18 protein-coding genes and 3 tRNA genes are annotated in these 15,498 nt (G+C 64.4%); 14 read left to right on the top strand and 7 right to left on the bottom strand.

Annotated features, from left to right (window positions below; genetic code table 11):
- Positions 1-1,283, top strand: a 1,283-nt coding sequence (lnt, locus tag ACTHJ1_RS08325; RefSeq protein ID WP_440190480.1) for an apolipoprotein N-acyltransferase, incomplete at its 5' end; no start/stop codon positions are given.
- A gap of 14 nt (positions 1,284-1,297) precedes the next feature.
- On the opposite strand, the gene ACTHJ1_RS08320 is transcribed toward lnt, so the two are convergent.
- The gene (locus ACTHJ1_RS08320; RefSeq protein WP_440190477.1) at positions 1,298-2,077 is read right to left on the bottom strand and encodes an AraC family transcriptional regulator; all 780 of its coding nucleotides are present in this window, start codon (positions 2,075-2,077) and stop codon (positions 1,298-1,300) included.
- A gap of 121 nt (positions 2,078-2,198) precedes the next feature.
- On the opposite strand from ACTHJ1_RS08320, the gene ACTHJ1_RS08315 reads away from it, so the two are divergent.
- The 5 genes from ACTHJ1_RS08315 to ACTHJ1_RS08295 all read left to right on the top strand — a co-directional run bounded on the left by ACTHJ1_RS08315 (position 2,199) and on the right by ACTHJ1_RS08295 (position 4,040).
- Complete coding sequence (locus ACTHJ1_RS08315; RefSeq protein ID WP_440190474.1) at positions 2,199-2,873, top strand: alpha/beta fold hydrolase; 675 nt, start codon at positions 2,199-2,201, stop codon at positions 2,871-2,873.
- Positions 2,874-2,995: 122 nt separating this feature from the next.
- Positions 2,996-3,071: transfer RNA gene (locus tag ACTHJ1_RS08310), tRNA-Ala, on the top strand.
- 40 nt (positions 3,072-3,111) lie between these two features.
- Positions 3,112-3,187, top strand: a tRNA-Glu gene (locus ACTHJ1_RS08305).
- A gap of 63 nt (positions 3,188-3,250) precedes the next feature.
- Positions 3,251-3,327 (top strand) — tRNA-Asp (locus ACTHJ1_RS08300).
- A 215-nt stretch (positions 3,328-3,542) separates the two neighbouring features.
- Complete coding sequence (locus tag ACTHJ1_RS08295) at positions 3,543-4,040, top strand: DoxX family protein (protein ID WP_440190472.1); 498 nt, start codon at positions 3,543-3,545, stop codon at positions 4,038-4,040.
- 119 nt (positions 4,041-4,159) lie between these two features.
- Here the strand turns inward: ACTHJ1_RS08295 and ACTHJ1_RS08290 are convergent, their stop codons facing one another.
- Together ACTHJ1_RS08290 and ACTHJ1_RS08285 are read right to left on the bottom strand one after the other, a co-directional pair.
- Entirely contained in the window at positions 4,160-4,567 is a 408-nt protein-coding gene (locus tag ACTHJ1_RS08290; RefSeq protein WP_440190469.1) for an Hsp20/alpha crystallin family protein, read from the bottom strand.
- Between the two features lie 26 nt (positions 4,568-4,593).
- A complete protein-coding gene (locus tag ACTHJ1_RS08285; protein WP_440190466.1) occupies positions 4,594-5,037 on the bottom strand; it encodes an Hsp20/alpha crystallin family protein in 444 nt (147 codons plus the stop codon).
- A gap of 326 nt (positions 5,038-5,363) precedes the next feature.
- On the opposite strand from ACTHJ1_RS08285, the gene ACTHJ1_RS08280 reads away from it, so the two are divergent.
- The 5 genes from ACTHJ1_RS08280 (at position 5,364) to ACTHJ1_RS08260 (ending at position 8,304) form a co-directional block, all read left to right on the top strand.
- Positions 5,364-5,738: a COG4315 family predicted lipoprotein gene (locus ACTHJ1_RS08280; RefSeq protein ID WP_440190463.1), complete on the top strand. Its 375-nt coding sequence runs from the start codon at positions 5,364-5,366 to the stop codon at positions 5,736-5,738.
- A 7-nt stretch (positions 5,739-5,745) separates the two neighbouring features.
- Positions 5,746-6,270 carry an RNA polymerase sigma factor gene (locus tag ACTHJ1_RS08275; RefSeq protein WP_440190460.1) on the top strand — a complete coding sequence of 175 codons (525 nt, stop codon included), beginning with the start codon at positions 5,746-5,748 and terminating at the stop codon, positions 6,268-6,270.
- The gene (locus ACTHJ1_RS08270) at positions 6,267-7,091 is read left to right on the top strand and encodes an anti-sigma factor family protein (protein WP_440190457.1); all 825 of its coding nucleotides are present in this window, start codon (positions 6,267-6,269) and stop codon (positions 7,089-7,091) included. The genes ACTHJ1_RS08275 and ACTHJ1_RS08270 overlap by 4 nt, the downstream gene beginning before the upstream one ends.
- A gap of 113 nt (positions 7,092-7,204) precedes the next feature.
- Complete coding sequence (gene msrA / locus ACTHJ1_RS08265; protein WP_440190454.1) at positions 7,205-7,942, top strand: peptide-methionine (S)-S-oxide reductase MsrA; 738 nt, start codon at positions 7,205-7,207, stop codon at positions 7,940-7,942.
- Between the two features lie 131 nt (positions 7,943-8,073).
- Positions 8,074-8,304, top strand: coding sequence for a hypothetical protein (locus ACTHJ1_RS08260; RefSeq protein WP_440190451.1), 231 nt, complete (start codon positions 8,074-8,076; stop codon positions 8,302-8,304).
- A gap of 13 nt (positions 8,305-8,317) precedes the next feature.
- On the opposite strand, the gene ACTHJ1_RS08255 is transcribed toward ACTHJ1_RS08260, so the two are convergent.
- The 3 genes from ACTHJ1_RS08255 to ACTHJ1_RS08245 are packed head-to-tail and all read right to left on the bottom strand — an operon-like array spanning position 8,318 to position 11,067.
- Positions 8,318-8,935, bottom strand: coding sequence for a VC0807 family protein (locus ACTHJ1_RS08255; protein WP_440190448.1), 618 nt, complete (start codon positions 8,933-8,935; stop codon positions 8,318-8,320).
- Between the two features lie 60 nt (positions 8,936-8,995).
- Positions 8,996-9,961, bottom strand: coding sequence for a Bug family tripartite tricarboxylate transporter substrate binding protein (locus ACTHJ1_RS08250; RefSeq protein ID WP_440190445.1), 966 nt, complete (start codon positions 9,959-9,961; stop codon positions 8,996-8,998).
- A 35-nt stretch (positions 9,962-9,996) separates the two neighbouring features.
- On the bottom strand, positions 9,997-11,067 hold the full coding sequence (locus tag ACTHJ1_RS08245; protein WP_440190442.1) for a 4-oxalomesaconate tautomerase: 1,071 nt from the start codon (positions 11,065-11,067) through the stop codon (positions 9,997-9,999).
- A gap of 60 nt (positions 11,068-11,127) precedes the next feature.
- On the opposite strand from ACTHJ1_RS08245, the gene ACTHJ1_RS08240 reads away from it, so the two are divergent.
- The 3 genes from ACTHJ1_RS08240 (at position 11,128) to bioB (ending at position 14,221) form a co-directional block, all read left to right on the top strand.
- Positions 11,128-12,030: a LysR family transcriptional regulator gene (locus ACTHJ1_RS08240; RefSeq protein WP_440190439.1), complete on the top strand. Its 903-nt coding sequence runs from the start codon at positions 11,128-11,130 to the stop codon at positions 12,028-12,030.
- A gap of 290 nt (positions 12,031-12,320) precedes the next feature.
- A complete protein-coding gene (locus tag ACTHJ1_RS08235; RefSeq protein ID WP_440190495.1) occupies positions 12,321-13,187 on the top strand; it encodes an EamA/RhaT family transporter in 867 nt (288 codons plus the stop codon).
- A 65-nt stretch (positions 13,188-13,252) separates the two neighbouring features.
- The gene (bioB, locus tag ACTHJ1_RS08230; protein WP_440190436.1) at positions 13,253-14,221 is read left to right on the top strand and encodes a biotin synthase BioB; all 969 of its coding nucleotides are present in this window, start codon (positions 13,253-13,255) and stop codon (positions 14,219-14,221) included.
- 22 nt (positions 14,222-14,243) lie between these two features.
- On the opposite strand, the gene ACTHJ1_RS08225 is transcribed toward bioB, so the two are convergent.
- Complete coding sequence (locus ACTHJ1_RS08225) at positions 14,244-15,455, bottom strand: MFS transporter (RefSeq protein ID WP_440190433.1); 1,212 nt, start codon at positions 15,453-15,455, stop codon at positions 14,244-14,246.
- Positions 15,456-15,498: the final 43 nt, after the last annotated feature.

Below are 15,498 nucleotides of genomic sequence, written 5' to 3'. Positions count from 1 at the left end.
CTTGCGCGCTGGCGCGCAGGCTGACCCCCGATCCAGGGCAAGCGCCCTGGCGCGCCGTGCTGATCTGGGCTGCGGCCTGGACCCTCTTCGAATGGCTGCGGGCTACCGTGCTCACCGGCTTTCCCTGGCTCAACATCGGCTATGCGCAAGTCGACAGTCCCATCGCCGGCTGGGCGCCGATACTGGGCGTGCACGGCATAGCCTTCATCGCAGCCTGCGCCGCCGCCGCGCTGGCCGGGCTATGGCCTGGTCATGCCGCGAACAAATCCGCGCGCGGCGCCATCCTCGCATCGGGCATGGCCCTGGTCATGGTGCTGGCGGGATGGCCGCTACGCCACATCGCCTGGTCGCAACCCGTGGGCAAACCGCTGAATGCGCGGCTGGTGCAGGGCAACGTACCGCAATCGGACAAATTCAATCCCGCCCTGATCCGGCAAGGACTGCAGCGGCACTTCGAACTGGCCGGACTCCCGCCCGCCCGAGGCGAACCCGCCCCCGATGTGATCATCCTCCCCGAGACCGTGCTGCCGGTCTTCCAGGATCAGCTGCCGCCGCAGATCTGGGACGCATGGCGCGATGTGGCGGCGCGCCAGCACGCCGCCATCATCATGGGCGTGCCGCTGCACACCATCGACCCATCGGGCCGCGCGCGCTACACCAACAGCGCCATCGGCCTGACCGCCGACACGCCGCTCGATGCATTGCTGCGTGGGCGCACCGCGCAACGCTACGACAAGCGCCATCTCGTGCCCTGGGGCGAATACGTCCCGCCGGGTTTTCACTGGTTCATCCGCATGCTGAACATTCCGCTGGGCGATTTCAATCGCGGCGCGCGGCGCCAAAAACCCTTCGCGATCGCCGGCCAGGAGCTCGCGTTGAACATCTGCTACGAAGATCTGTTCGGCCCCGCGCTGCTGCCCGCCCTGCAGCCTATGGACGGCGAACCGGGCGCGACCTTGCTCGTCAACATCAGCAACCTGGGCTGGTTCGGCGACACCTGGGCCTTACGCCAGCATTTGCAGATAGCCCGTTTGCGCACACTGGAAACGGCGCGCCCCATGATCACCGACACCAACACCGGTATCACGGCGGCCATCGACGCTCAGGGCCGCGTCCTGTCGCGCCTGGCACCGCATACGGTCGGCGTGCTGGCCGTCACCGTGCAGGGCATGCGGGGCCTGACGCCCTACGCGCGCCTCGGCGACCTGCCGATCGTGGCGCTTATCGCCGCGATCCTGCTGGCCGCCGGCGCTTGCGCCTGGCGGCGGCGCGCCGAACGCTGACGATCGACGTCGAATCAGGAATCACGCTTCGCGCTCCCGCGGCCGGCCTGATATCGCCCCGGCGTACTGCCGACAATGCCCGTGAACGCGGCGATGAAACCGCTGGGATTGGCCCAACCGCAGGCGTACGCGGTCTGAGTGACGTCGTGTCCCTGCGCGAGAAGCACGAGTGCGTGGCCGATGCGCAGATGCGTACGCCATTCGTAGAAGGTCATGCCGAGTTCGCTTCGTATCAGCCGACTAAGGGTTCTGGAGCTGGCGCCGACCGTCTTGCCGAGATCGTCCATCGCGCTATTGTCGTGCGGTGCTTCGGACAGAATCCGCACGATGGCCCGCAGGCGATCATCGCGCGGCTGCGGCAGGTATAGCGACTGCTCCTGAGTCTCTCTGAGTTCGTCGACCAGAACCTGGACGAGTCGGGCGCGGGCGGATCTGCCGTAGCCCGGCGCAGCGCGATCGTCATTGTGCGGACCGGTCAGCGCGAGCAGGACTTCGCGCGCAAGGCCGGTCGCCAGAAATACCGCCGGCCGATCCGGTACGCGCCTGGCCAAAGAAGGCGGGAGAAAGACGATACGCATGTCCGTGTCGCCGTGGGCGCGGTGCCAGTGCGTGGTCCCGGCGGGAGTCCACGCGATTCTGTTGGCCGGGACTACCGAAGTGCCGCGGTCGGTGTGGACCGTCAAGACGCCGGTGGCCGCATACACCAGATGCCCGCGCTTGTGCGACTGCGCCGAACTGGAGGCGCCCGATAGCCACAGGTGTCGTCCGCCGGACGGCCACGTACGCGACGTCACGACTGCAGAACGGGATGATTGGCGGCCTATGGGCATAGATTGTCAGTCTATCAGTGGCAAGCCATACCCAGAAATGATGAACTGGAACGATCCGAGCCTAATGACTCAAAAGGAGATTTCCATGGCAACGTTTATTCTCGTGCCCGGTGCCTGGCACGGTTCCTGGGCGTTTGAAGGCGTGACCCCGCTGCTGCAGCGCGCCGGGCATACCGTGCACGCCCTGACCTTGACAGGGTTGCGGCCCGACGACGAAGCCGCAGTGGTGGCGAGCGCCAATCTGGACACGCACGCCGACGACGTTCTGAATCTCCTGGACCGAGCCCGGATCACGGATGCGACGCTGGTCGGACACAGCTACGGAGGCATGGTGATATCCGCCGCCGCCGACCGCGCGGGCGGCCGCATCTCGCGCCTGGTCCATCTCGATGCCTATGTTCCGCGCGACGGCGAGTCGTGCTGGTCGCTGACTACCGAGAGTTACCGGCAGTCGTTCGTGGCCGGCGCAGCGGACACCGGGTATGCCGTCCGACCGCCGTTCCGCGCTCCGAACGGCGGCGATCTTCGCCGACGCCCTCATCCTTTGGCTTCTCTCGTGCAAACGATCCGGCTCACCGGCGCAGTAGACCAAGTGCCTCGGCGCGATTTCATCTACTGCTCCGGATGGGAAGACGCGACGCCGTTCGCCGGACTGCGCGCCCGGCTTCAAGCCGATCCGGCGTGGCGTGTCCACGACATACCGACCGCCCACAATGCGATGCGCGAGGCCCCTGTCGCCGTCGCCGAGCTGCTGATCTGAGTCGTCAAATCCCTTAACTTGCACACCCCAAAAAACTCATGCATAATCTCGTTTCTTCGCCAACGGCAAAAACCGAAACGAAGCAGCCGGGCCTAAAAACCAGGCGTGCAAAGTCAGGCACCGGGGGTATAGCTCAGCTGGGAGAGCGCTTGCATGGCATGCAAGAGGTCAGCGGTTCGATCCCGCTTACCTCCACCAGTCGAAAGCGAAGAGAGTAGCAAGATGCTGAAAAGTCCGTGTCCCTATCGTCTAGAGGCCTAGGACATCACCCTTTCACGGTGAGTACCGGGGTTCGAATCCCCGTGGGGACGCCACTCGATATCGCCAATATCGATTGATCTGCCAGCATCCGCTACGTTGTGACGCAATACCGCTGCGGAGCGGTAGTTCAGTTGGTTAGAATACCGGCCTGTCACGCCGGGGGTCGCGGGTTCGAGCCCCGTCCGCTCCGCCAAAGCTTTGCTGCACTACCCAAGCTTAAGCCCCGAGAAATCGGGGCTTTTTGCTTTTCTGCTTCCAACTGTCCGAGTGGATGGTCGGACGAATTCGGCGCGCAAGGCCACGGAACCCGCGAAGTCTTGATCCGCGTCAAGCAAAAGCAAGCAGCCTCGCCCTCTCCCGCCGAAAATCCGATTAGCTTGTCCGTCACAGGCAACCGGAGATCAAGCCATGTCACAAGCAAATTCGAATAACGCGGCGGAGCGATTCGTTATCGTGATCCTGCGCGTAATGGTCGGCTGGGTGTTTCTGTGGGCAGCCATCCACCACTACGGCGACAGCGCCTATGTCGGCAAATTCCTGGCGGCAACCAAGACCTTTCACCCCGTTTACGGCGCTTTGGCGCAGTCATCGGCGCTGCCGCTGATTTCATTCCTGGTGGAATACGGCCATCTGTTGATCGGCCTGTCGCTGATCAGCGGCCTGCTGGTGCGCGCAAGCGGCCCTTTCGCCATCGTGATCATGCTGCTCTACTGGACTGCGCACATGAATTTTCCGTACATCGACAATCCCAACTACCTGATCGTCGACGAACATCTGATCATCGCGGCGGTGATCGCCTGGCTGATGATCCGGCGCGCGGGGTATGTCTGCGGGCTCGACGGCGTCGCCGCGCGGATGGCGGGCGTGCAGCGCAGCCCGGCTCTGCGCCGACTGGTCGGCCTGTAGACCCGCGGCAGCAGGCCAGTCGCCAATCGCCGACCCAGGTTTCGGACCGTCCGCACCTGAATCGCGGACGGTCCGGTCGCCGCATAGGGGCGGGCGCGGCCCACGCCCGCTTGCCGCCGTCAGTCCGTGCGCACGTCGATCCGGCGCGGCCGGGCTTCGTCGCGGCGCGGTATGGTCAGCTTCAGTACGCCATCCTTCAGGTTTGCGTCGATCTTCGATGCGTCGAAGTCGGCTCCCAGCGAAAAAGCCCGCGCGAAATGAGGCTGGCGGATTTCTGCATGCTGCAGGCGCAATCCTGCCGGGGTAGGCACGACGGCTTGCGCCTCGATGTATAAATTGCCGTCGTGCACCTTCACGTCGAGCCGCTCCTTCGTCACGCCCGGAAGATCGGCCCACAGCGTAACTCCCTGGCTGTTCTCGATAATGTCCACGGGCGGCATCAACGTAATCTGGCGTTGCGACGAGTCGTTTTCGCGCCGCACCGCTGCCGATTCGTCTTTTTTAGCGAGTTGAGTCGTGTCATTCATGATGTGCTCCTCGGTGTTCGACGGATTCATTGAACGTTGATGGCCCGCGGCTTGGACGCCTCTTGCTTGCCGATGCTCACCGTCAGGCAGCCGTTGACGTAGCGCGCCACGACGTTGTCGGGATCGGCCTGCTGCGGCAGCTCGATGACGCGCCGGAAGGCGCCCACGAACCGCTCCTGCGCATAAGTTCGCGCGTCCTCGCCTGCCGCCTCCGGTTGCAGGCCCCCGCGCTCGCCGCTGATGGTCAGCAATCCTTTATCGATGGACAGGTCCAGGCTCTTCGGATCGATCCCCGGCGCGAACGCAACGATCTCGATCGAGTCGTCTGTCGAGCCGATGTTGATCTGCGGGAAGGCGCCGGAACGCCCCGAACGGATGCTGGAAGGGAATCCGCCGAACAGCCCCGCCATCTGGCGTTGCAGACGGTCGAGTTCGCTGAAAAGGTCGGTTCCGAAATAGACTTCGCTCATGGTCATTTCCTCCTTCAAACAAATAGGAAGACGGACCGGCCTACGCGCTCCAGTCCGTCTGCCCTACCCTGGGCAAACAAATCGAAACACGCAGCGCGCCGTACCGATGGCGCGGCTGCCTGAGTGAAATCCCAAATAGGTTTTCCGGCGGAATTTTCAATAGGCATGTTGCAATTTTCTGCTCGACCTGGTGTGCGCCGGGTTCGCCCGACTCATTGCGATCATGTTTCCGACGCCGTGCGGACGCGCTTCCTTCCGAGCCGCCAAATGGAATAAAACACAGGTTCCCGGTGTTCACTCCAATGAACCCACCCAACGGAGGCCATATGGTTCGCAAACTCACTCTTTCCATCCTGGGCGCCGCTGCCCTGACGATCGCCGGCCATGCGCTGGCGGCCCCCGGCATGGCCAGCAACGGCGTGCTGGTCGGCGACAAAGGCATGACCCTCTATACCTTCGACAAGGACGCCGCGAACAGCGGCAAGAGCGTCTGCAACGGCAAATGCGCCGCCGCCTGGCCGCCCTTCATGGCGCCGGCCGGCGCCAAGGCAGAAGGCGCCTGGACCGTGATCACCCGCGACGACGGCGCCAAGCAATGGGCCTACAAGGGCATGCCCGTGTACTACTGGGTCAAGGACAAGGCCGCCGGAGACAAGACCGGCGACGGCGTGGCCGGCGTCTGGCACATCATCAAGCCCTAAGGCTGCCGTGCCGTCTGCCGAGGGCGTTGAGCAGGTTCTCGCCCATATTCCGGCGCTGCGCCGCTATGCCCGCCTGCTGGCGGGCGACGCGGCCAGCGCAGACGACCTCGTGCAGGACACGCTGGAACGCGCCTGCGTCAAATGGTCGCTTTGGAAGCCGGGCACGGCGCTGCGCGCCTGGCTGATGACGCTGATGCACAACCTCTATCTGAACCGTGTGCGCAGCCAGGGCCGCGACGATGATCACGATGTCCTGGACGAAGCGAGCGGCCCGTCTCACGAGCCGCTCGCTCTAGCCCCCGACCTGATGGACCTGGAGCGTGCGCTGACCAGGCTTTCGCCCACGCTGCGCACCGCGCTGCTCCTGGTGAGCGTGGAGGAGTACACCTATGCCGAAGCCGCGGAGATCCTGCAGATCCCCATCGGCACGGTCATGTCCCGGCTGCATCGCGCCCGCGAAGCGGTCCGGCTATCCATGAGCGGCGCGACCGATACCGACGCGCCCGCCCCCCTGCATCTGGTGAAACGATGACCGAGATCGATGCCGCGTCCAGCGACGACGAACTGCACGCCTTCGTCGACGGCCAGCTCGACGCCGCGAGGGTCGCGGCCGTGCTGCGCTACCTGCAGCAACCTCCCGACGCCGCGGTGCGCATGGCTCATTGGCAAGCCCAGCGCATGGCGCTGCGCCGCCTGCATCGCGCCGCCGAGCCGGGCGCCACGCCCGAGGCGCTCATCCAGACCGTCATGCGGCGGCGCAGGTCCCGCTGGAACCCCTGGGCGCAGGCCGCCGCCGCCGTGCTGCTCACCGTCATGGGCGCCGCCGGCATGCAGGCCTGGCAGCAGCTCTCGCATGCGCCGGCCGCCCTGGCCGCCGCGACGCCGCAATTCGTGCAGGATGCGACAGTCGCCTACACGGTCTATGCCCCCGAGGTGCGCCACCCCGTGGAAGTGACGGCGCAAGAGAAGACCCATCTCGTTCAATGGCTCAGTCATCGCCTAGGCCGCCCGCTGGCAGCGCCCGACCTGCAGAGCCAGGGCTTTCACCTGCTGGGAGGCCGTCTCCTGCCCGGCGAACCGGCCCAAGGCGCGGCAGTCGGGGCCGGCGCCGAAGCCGCGCGCGCGCAGTTCATGTACGAAGATGCGCACGGCCGCCGCGTCACGCTCTACGTGGCGGTCTTCCCGCGCGGCGTCGTTCCGCGCGAAACCGCCTTCCGTTCGGTCAAGTCCGCCGACGGCACGGCTTTTTACTGGGTGGATCGCGGCTATGGCTGCGCCCTGAACGGCGATCTGCCGGCGTCACAGCTGCAGCGCCTGGCCAGCGCGATATACGATCAGCTGATTCCGGGTTAGGCCAACCCGCCACACGTTCTTTGCGTCCGACGCGCCTCGGCGCGTCGGCCCACGCCTTCACCTTCGGCCAACACTGCCCATGCGCTTTTGGTCTGATTCAGGAGATTCGCATCATGACGACCTCGCACTCCCATCCCCACGCGCCGCGGCGCCGCGCGCTGCTCGGCTTGCTGGCCGGCGCCGCCGCATTCGCCACGTTCCTGGCCGTGCAAGGCCATGCGCAGTCGTTCGGCCGCGCCGAGCCTGCGGTCGCCATCCCCCCGCCGGCGCTGGACGAAAGCACGAGCGCACGAACCGAAACCGCGGTGTTCGCAGGCGGCTGCTTCTGGGGCGTACAGGGCGTGTTTCAGCACGTGCGCGGCGTATCGCGCGCGGTATCGGGCTATGCCGGGGGCTCGGCCGATACCGCCCAGTACGAAACCGTCAGCAGCGGCACGACCGGGCATGCCGAATCGGTGCAGGTCACTTTCAACCCGTCGCAGGTGTCATACGGCGCGCTGCTGCAGATCTTTTTCTCGGTGGCGCACAACCCCACCGAGCTCGATCGCCAGGGACCGGACAGCGGCACGCAATACCGTTCGGCCCTCTTTCCCGCCAACGCCGAGCAAAAGCGCGTGGCTAAGGCCTACATCGCCCAGCTCGACGCCGCGCATGTCTATGCCCATCCCATCGTTACGCGCATCGAGGACAAGGCCAGCTTCTATCCGGCCGAAGCCTACCATCAGGATTTCCTGGCCCGCCATCCTTCGTATCCGTACATCGCCATCAACGACATGCCCAAGCTCGACGCGCTCAAGCGGATATTCCCGGAGCGCTATCGGAACGACCCGGTGCTGGTGGGCAACGACTGACGCGCCGGCAGGCGTTCTGCAAAGACTTGGAACAAGTTCCCGAGGCCCGCTCACGTTCGTACACAACCCTTTTTTCAGGCACGGCGTACGCTTCATGGCAGGGCATATCCCCTGCTTCGGAGACCGTGAACATGAACAAGAAATCTCTCCCCCTGCTGGCCGGCTCTCTCGCTTTGGCGGGCGCGCTGACAGGTTGCGTCGTCGAGCCCGCGCCCGTTGCCGTGGCGCCGGCCGGCGTCGCCTATGTCGCACCCGTCGGGGTCGCGCCGGCCGTCGGCTACTCGTGGCGCTATTACCCCAACTACGGCTGGGGATGGTGGCACCCCCGTTACGGCTGGCATGGCGGCTGGCATCGCCGCTGAGCCGCGCGCGAGGTCACGCCGCCTGGGGGTTTGACCGCAAGCGGCGTCGATACCAGAGCGTCCATAGCATCAAGGCGCCATAGATGGCGTAGCTGATAAAAGGCGACACGACCAGGACGCGTTCGACGCTCAAGTGCCAGACGAGCCAAACGCGCAGCGCCATTTCCAATGTGAGGCCGGCGCCCCATGCGGCCGTCATCAGGCGCAAGCTCCGGCGCAAGGCGGGGCGCTCGGCCCAGGCCGCCTCGAAACGCGCGATGTCGTCTTCCGATTGACGGGCGACCGTGGCGCGCGCCAGATAGAAGACAAGCGGACGTCGCAGCGCCAGAGACAGCAGAAACGCCACGCCGAATGCGCCCGACGCAAACGATTCGCGTATCAACAACGCGCGCGAATCGCCTCCGAGCATCATCGCGACGATCGACAACACGATGCCGGCCAGCACGAAAAGGCTCATGACATCGACGCGGCGCAGGCGCATGAACTCGACGATGGACCAGACGATGGGCGGAACCGCGGACGCATAGAGCGCGCCGGTCTCACCGTAGCGCGGCAGCGCCCAGCGGTAGACGAGCCAAGGCAGCAAAAAATTGACGGCGAGTTCGACGAGAATTCCGGGTTTGATTTTCATGAGGCATGAAGAGGGATTCCGCGGAATTTTCGCCGGTTTTCTTGCGATAGTTCAAGTCCTTCAGTCGGCCGAAATGTGCGCCGCCGCGGCCACCTTCTTCCATTTGGCCAGTTCGGTCTTGACCAGATGCTCGAGCTTCTGGGGCGTACCGCTGCTCGCGGTAGTGCCTTGCGCGCTGAACTGGCGCGCCACCTCGGGATCGTTCAAGGCATCGTTCAGCACCTTGTTCAGGCGGGCAACGACGGCAGCAGGCGTATTCGCGGGCGCGAAGAGGCCATACCATTCTTCCACGGAGACGTCGATGCCCAACTCCTTGAGCGTAGGCAATTGACTGAACAGCGGCGAACGCGTGTCGCTCAGAACTGCCAGGCCCTTCACGCTGCCCGACCGAACCTGAGGCGCCCCGGTGAACATGCTGGGAAACATGACCTGCGTGGTGCCGGCGATCGTGTCGATCATGGCCGGCCCGGCTCCCTTGTAGGGCACGCCTTCCATCTTCGCCCCAGTCGACAGCTTGAACAGCTCTCCTGCCATTTGCGGTGCGGTGCCGGTACCTGCCGACGCATAGTTCAAATGCACGCCGGGCTTCTTGGAATAGGCGACGAGGTCCGTGACGGATTTGACCGGTACCTTGTCATTGACCACCAAGAGCACCGGCGACGTCGCGACCTCGCCTATGGGTGCAAAATCCGTGACCGGGTTGTAGGGCACCTTGCGTATCGCAGGGTTGATGCCATGCGTGCCGATATAGCCGAAAAGAATCGTGTAGCCGTCGGGCTTGGAGCGCGCCACATAGCCGCAGGCGATCGCGCCGTTGGCGCCGGGCTTGTTTTCCACCACGATGCTCTGACCCAGCTCCTGGCCCATTCTCTTGGCCAGGATCCGCGACATCGCGTCATTGCCGCCGCCCGGGGCGGTGGGAACGATGATGGTGAGGGGGCGATCGGGAAACGCCGCATGCGCGGTACCCATCGCCATACTTGCCACACAAACCGATGCCAGCATCGCGGCCCATTTGAATTTCATCTCCTGCTCCTCTTTTTTTGAGTTTCATTAAACAATCAAGACGGTATGCATACCGTTCCCTGCATGATCTTTCTGGCCGTGCGCACCACGCCTGCCCTGACGATCCGGGGCCGCTCGCCCACGGCATCTATTTCGATAGAGATATCGAGACGCCCTGCGGGATGCAGCACCGATACGCGGCCCTGCGAAAAGGGCGCGCTGCCGCGCAGCGCCGACGCTACCGTGCCCGGAAGAACAAGGCTGCCCGCCACGCCGATCGCGCCCGTTACGGCATGAGCCCGGTGGCAGCTGTGGGGCGTGAAATAGCGCGAACGTATGGCCAGCCCGCCGCCGCCCGGGCTCACCAGAACCGGCTTGGGCACGACGCTGTCGGACACGTCTCCCAGTCCCATGCGCCGGCCGGCCTCCAGGCGCAGCGTCTCCAGGCGAGTCATCAAATCGGTGTTTTCGTCCAGCTCCTTGGGGCTTTCCGCGCCGGTAACTCCCAGCGATTCGGCATTCACGATCATCAGGGGCAGAGCCGAATCCAGGCAGGTCACCTCGACGCCGTCGATGACTTCCATGCGGGCTCCCGTCGGAAAAAGCTTGCCGGTCAGGCTTCCCTCTGCGCCCTGAAAATTGAGTATCACCGGAGCCGCCGTGCCCGGCACGCCGTCTATGCTCGCGTCGCCGTCGTATGTCACCCTGCCCTGCGGCGTCTGGACCAAAGCCTCGATCACCGCGCCGGTATTGACGTTGAAAATCCTGACGACGGTTTCGTCGCCGTGCGCCTGCACGAACCCCTGTTCGAGCGCAAAAGGACCTACCGCCGCAAGCATGTTGCCGCAGTTGGGCCGGGTGTCCACCAGTTCGCGATCGACCGAGACCTGCGCGAAAAGATAATCCACATCGCAATCGGGCCGGCTCGATGGCGAGACGATCGCCACTTTGCTGCTCAGGGAATTGCCTCCGCCCAGACCGTTTATCTGCAGTTCGTGGGGCGAACCCATGAGCGCAATGAGCAGACGATCGCGCTCGGATCGATCGGACGGCAGCGTATCGGCGCGAAAAAACGGCCCGCGCGAAGTGCCTCCGCGCATCAGCGTGCAAGGTATTTCTTTTTCCATGGCGCCATGATGCAATTGGCCTAGAGATAAGGGAATTGCAACTTTCTCAAGGACTATTGCATGGCACGCATCAATTTCGATTTGCAGGAACTCCAGGCGTTCGTAACGGTGGCCGATCGCCTGTCGTTTCGCGCCGCAGCCGACGATCTGCATATTTCCCCTCCGGCGCTGAGCCGCCGCATCGAAAAACTCGAATCCACGCTGGGCGTCAAACTGTTCGAACGCAGCACTCGCCACGTGGCCCTGACGAGCGTCGGACGCAGCTTTCTGGATCATTCCCGCACAGCGCTCGATGAACTGGAGGGCGCCATGCTCGGCATCGCCGACATGGCATCGCATCGCCGAGGCACGATCACCGTCGCATGCGTTCCTTCGGCGGCATATTATTTTTTGCCCGCCGTCATTGCGCGCTTCAGCAAGCACTACCCCTACATCCGGGTACGCATCATGGATGAAAGCGCAAATACCGTGCTCAATGCCGTAACCGGCAGGCAGGCGGATTTCGGCATCAATTTCATCGGCACCCAGGAAGCCGATCTCGATTTCGAACCCATCTTCACCGAACGATTCGTGCTGGCCGTGCGTGCCGACCACCGCCTGGCGATACGCCGCAAGGTGCGCTGGGAAGAGCTCTGCGACGAATGCTTTATGACGGTAGGAAAATCCAGCGGCAATCGCGTACTGATCGATTCCGCGCTGGCGCAGATCGAGCGTCGCCCCGCCGGCTTTTTCGAGGTCGCCCACATTTCGTCTCTGCTCGGCATGGTCGAGGCGGGCCTCGGGGTGGCTGCCGTGCCCAGGCTGGCGCTTCCGCGCAAAAGGCACTCGACGCTGCGCGGCATCCCTCTGGTGGACCCCGAGGTCTCGCGCACGCTGGGGTTGATCAAGCGCAAGAACCACCCTTTGTCGCCGACCGCAAAAGTCTTCTACGATCTGATCAAGAAAGAGCCGGATCGGCTTTGATCGCTCGGCATCCGGCTGTGCTTCGGTCCGATTTACAAAAAAAAACATAAATCCGCGGTATGCCGTCGGACGCAAGATCCCGGCACGATACGGGGCACGACCGCAAAAAACCCTTCTTTGTCTTTTAAATGCCGGCAAATTACAAACATCAAGGCACAAACAGACGCCATTGCGCATCTCGACCGGCATCCTTACGATCGCGGCAATTCGATTGCGCCGACCGATGAAACGGATGAGCCCGTCGACCCGATGCATACCCCAGGAGCCGCCCCCGCATGTCTCTCCCTCATATCAGCCCCGGCCTTTTCTACCTGATCTGCAGCGTCTGCTGCAGCGTGATCGTCTCGGTGCTGCTCAAATTCATGCGCAGCGCCGGCGTGGATCTGCGCCAGGCCATCTTCAGCAACTACATCGTGGCCGCCGTTCTGTGCTGGCTGATCTACGTGCCCTCGCCTGTGCACGAACTCCAGCGCATACATGCCTGGCCGCTGATGCTGACGCTGGCCGTGCTGCTGCCGGCCGTGTTCATCGCGCTGGGACAGTCGGTGCGTCACGCCGGCATCGTGCGCAGCGAGGTGGCGCAGCGGCTCTCGCTCTTCATCCCCCTGCTTGCGGCCTTCGCGCTCTTTGGCGAAGCGCTGACGCAGCGCCGCGGCCTGGCCGTTCTGGCCGCCTGCGCGGCACTGGCATGTCTGCTCAACCGTCCCGGCGCCTCCGGCAAGGGAGAAGGCGGCGCGGGCCAGGGTTGGGTGTGGCCGCTTTCGGTATGGATCGGCTACGGCGTGATCGACATTCTGTTCAAGCGCCTGGCGCAGACCGGCACGGCGTTCACCGCCGGACTGCTGGGCATTTTTGTGCTGGCCGCCGTGCTGATGCTGCTGTATCTGCTTTTCGCCCGCGCGCAATGGCAGATGCGCACCCTGGCCGTCGGCCTGGCGCTGGGCGCGATGAACTTCGCCAACATCTACACCTATATCAAGGCGCACCAGAGTCTGCCCAACAACCCGGCGCTGGTGTTCGCCTCCATGAACCTGGGCGTGATCGCCCTGGGCACGCTGATCGGCGCCATGGCTTTCCGCGAAACGCTCAGCCGCGTGAACCTGCTGGGACTGATCCTGGCGCTGGCGGCGATCGCAGCGATGATGCCGTCGATGTAGCGCGGCCCCGGCCCTTGCGCCGTCTGCATGCCGGCTGATTCTTCCACTTTTTTCGGCTACACCCCATGAACCCTATCGCATCCCGCCAGGCCCCCGCCTGGCAGGTCGAGGATCTGCTCGCCCTTTACGAACTGCCCCTGCCCGAACTGCTGTACCGGGCCCAGACCGCGCACCGCGAACATTTCGCCGCCGATACCATCCAGCTCTCGACGCTGCTGTCGATCAAGACCGGCGGTTGCCCCGAAGATTGCGCTTATTGCCCGCAGTCGGCGCGCTACGATACGGGCCTTCAGGCCGAAAGCCTCATGCCTCTGGACGAGGTGCTGGCCGCAGCCCGGGCCGCCAAGGACAAGGGCGCGCAGCGCTTTTGCATGGGCGCCGCCTGGCGCAGCCCCAAGCCGCACCATCTGGACGCCGTGGCCGAGATGGTAGCGGGCGTCAAGGCACTGGGCCTGGAAACCTGCGTCACGCTGGGCATGCTGCGCGAAGGCCAGGCCGAGCAATTGCGAAATGCAGGCCTCGATTACTACAACCACAACCTGGACACCTCGCCCGAGTTCTACGGCAACATCATTTCCACCCGCACGTATCAGGACAGGCTCGATACGCTGGAACGCGTGCGCGAGGCCGGCATCTCGGTGTGCTGCGGCGGCATCGTAGGCATGGGCGAGTCGCGCCGGCAGCGCGCCGGCCTGATCGCCCAACTGGCCAATCTGGATCCTTATCCGGAATCGGTGCCCATCAATAATCTGGTGCGTGTCGAGGGAACGCCGCTGGCGCAGGCCGAGGCGCTGGATCCCTTCGAGTTCATCCGCACCCTCTCTGTCGCCCGCATTGCCATGCCGCGCGCCATGGTGCGTCTGTCCGCCGGACGCGAAGCCCTGAACGACGCCGAGCAGGCCCTGTGCTTCATGGCTGGCGCCAATTCGATTTTCTACGGTGAAGCGTTGCTGACGACGGCCAACCCGCAGGCGCAGGCCGACCGGCGCTTGCTGGCCCGGCTAGGCCTGCGCGCGCAGGCCGGCAGCGTCTAGGGCCTGTCGACGCTACAAGGCCCTAGGGCTCGGCGGTAGGCGTGGGCACGGGCGTGGAGGCGGGTGCGGGCGCCGGCGCGATCGGCGTGCCGGTCACGGCGCCGGGGCCGGTCTTGCGCACGGCCATGAGCAGCAGCAACACCGCACAGGCCGACACGAAGACGTAGTAACTGGCCGGTCCGGTATGCGCCATGATGGCGCCCGCTGCCAGCGGCCCCACACAGGCCCCGACGCCATACGCCATATACAGGACGGCGCTCACGCCCACGCGGCGCTCGGGATCGATGCTGTCGTTGGCCAGGGCCACGCCCAGCGGATACAGACTGGACTGCAGCGGTCCCTGCACGCAGCCGACCAGCACCAGCAGCCAGAAAGGCGGCACGAACCAGCCCCATAGCAGCACGGGCAACGCGGCCAGCAGCAGGGCGTTCCACCGCACCACCTGGGAGCGGCCGAAGCGATCCGACAGCCACCCCATGGGCCATTGCGACAGCAGTGCGCAACCGACCGCCACCGACATGAAGATGGCCGCCTGAGCCGGCGTAAAGCCCTGCTTGACAGCGTAGACCGCCGCAAGACCATAAAAAGAACCTTGCTCCAGCCCCGACACGGTCAACACGAAGAGCGCCGACGGCACGCGTTTGAAGTAATAGGGCAGATCCAGAGGCGCCGGCCGGGGCGTGGACGGGTGTCCGGTGTTGACCATCGTGAGCGGCACCAGGCACAGCGCGCACAGCATTGCCGCGATGATCAGGGGCTGCTCGTTGAGCTGCGTATAACCTGTCAGCGCCAGTTGACCCAGCATGGTGCCCAGACTGCACGCCACCATATACGCAGCGAACACACGCCCGCGCTGCTGGTTTGTGGCCTTTTCGTTGAACCAGCTCTCGATGACCACCAGCGCCGTCACGATCACGATGCCGAAAGCGACGCGCAATCCGAGCCACAGAGGCAGGCTATGGGACAAGTCCAACGCCAGCACCAGACAGGTGCCTACGGCCGCGCACACCGCGAAAGCGCGGATGTGGCCAACCTGACTGATGAACTTGTGGCCCAGGCGGCCGCCCAGCACCACCCCAAGGTAATAACCCGCCATCAGCGCGCCGATCCAGGTTTCGCTGACCGACTGTTGGGTCAGGAACAGGCCTATGTACATCGCCAGCATGCCGGTGCTCGTAAGAAGCACCAGGCTGGTCAGATAGAGCGGGGTGAACGCGGCGAGAATGGCGAACATGAAACCGATTTGACGCAAGCAGCAATAGATGAAATCAGGCGGA

This window comes from Bordetella sp. (assembly GCF_051960075.1).
Classification (GTDB): domain Bacteria; phylum Pseudomonadota; class Gammaproteobacteria; order Burkholderiales; family Burkholderiaceae_B; genus Bordetella.
This window is presented reverse-complemented; position numbering and strand designations above follow the sequence as displayed.